Annotated in this window: 2 protein-coding genes; both read left to right on the top strand. The window is 74.0% G+C overall.

Annotation, left to right across the window (positions count from 1 at the left end):
- The first annotated feature begins 150 nt into the window (after positions 1-150).
- Positions 151-912 (top strand): precorrin-3B C(17)-methyltransferase, encoded by a 762-nt coding sequence (gene cobJ, locus ACFU7D_RS27215; RefSeq protein WP_378873243.1) that lies wholly within the window; start codon positions 151-153, stop codon positions 910-912.
- On the top strand, positions 909-1,217 hold a 309-nt coding region (locus tag ACFU7D_RS27210), incomplete at its 3' end, for an SAM-dependent methyltransferase (RefSeq protein ID WP_378873241.1). The genes cobJ and ACFU7D_RS27210, both read left to right, overlap by 4 nt.

Here is a 1,217-nt window from a genome sequence, read left to right as displayed (position 1 = left end):
GGTGCCCCCACACCCCGGCGCCCCGCCGCGCGGCTGGGCCGGGGTTTCGGCCCCCCACGCCTCCGCCTAGCGGCTCCGAGGTCTGAACGAAGTGGCCTTCGACCAGCGGGTGCAGGCTCGGGGGAGGGAGAGGTCGAGTCTGTCGAGGTGATGCGCGGGGGCGTCTCGACAGGCTCGGCCTCCGGGGAGGTGCTCGTCGTCGGGCTGGGCCCGGGCCCGGAGGCGTGGCTGACTCCCGAGGCCAGCTCGGCGCTGGCCGAGGTCGGCCATGTCGTCGGCTACGCGCCGTACGTCAACCGGGTGCCGCAACGCGAAGGCCTGCGCCGGCATGCGTCGGGCAACACCGTCGAGGTCGACCGGGCCCGGCACGCGCTGGACCTGGCGGTCGCGGGGGAGCGGGTCGCCGTGGTCTCCGGCGGTGACGCCGGTGTCTTCGGGATGGCGTCCGCCGTGTTCGAGGCTGCCGAGGATCCGGCCTACGCCGGCGTACGCGTCCGGGTGCTGCCCGGGGTCAGCGCCGTCCAGGCGGTGGCCGCGCGGGCGGGCGCCCCGGTCGGGGCCGACTTCGCGGTGATGTCCCTCTCCGACCGGCTCAAGCCGTGGTCCGTCGTCGAGGACCGGCTGCGCGCGGTCGCGGCCGCCGACCTCGTGCTGGCCATCTACAACCCGGCCTCGCGCTCGCGAACCGAGCAGATCGGCCGAGCTCGCGACGTACTCCTGGAGCAGCGCAAGCCGGACACCGTCGTCATCGTCGGCCGCGACATCGGGCGCGCGGAGGAGTCGCTGACCGTGACCACCCTCGGCGAGCTGGATCCGGCCTCGATCGACATGAAGTGCCTGGTCATCGTGGGCGCGAGCTCGACCCGGGTCACCGAGGCCGGGCAGGTCTGGACGCCGAGGTACGTGCGGTGACCGGCCAGCAGGCCGTCCACTTCGTCGGCGCCGGTCCAGGCGCCGCTGACCTGCTCACCGTGCGCGCGACGAGGATGCTCGCGGCCGCCGACGTGGTGCTCTATCCCGGCACCTACCTGGACCCTGAGGTGCTGGGACACTGCAGCCCCGCGGCCGGGCTGGTCGACACCCAGAAGCTCGATCTGGACCAGATCGTCGGCGAGATCGTCGCCGCTCACCGGGGCGGCAAGCAGGTCGTACGCCTCGTCTCCGGCGACCCGTCGGTCTACTCGGCGGTCGCGGAGCAGACCCGGCGGCTCGATGCC

Origin of the sequence: Nocardioides sp. NPDC057577, assembly GCF_042801335.1 — a bacterium.
GTDB lineage: Bacteria > Actinomycetota > Actinomycetes > Propionibacteriales > Nocardioidaceae > Nocardioides.
Note: the sequence above shows the minus strand (reverse complement) of the source record. Positions and strands in the feature narration are given on the sequence as shown.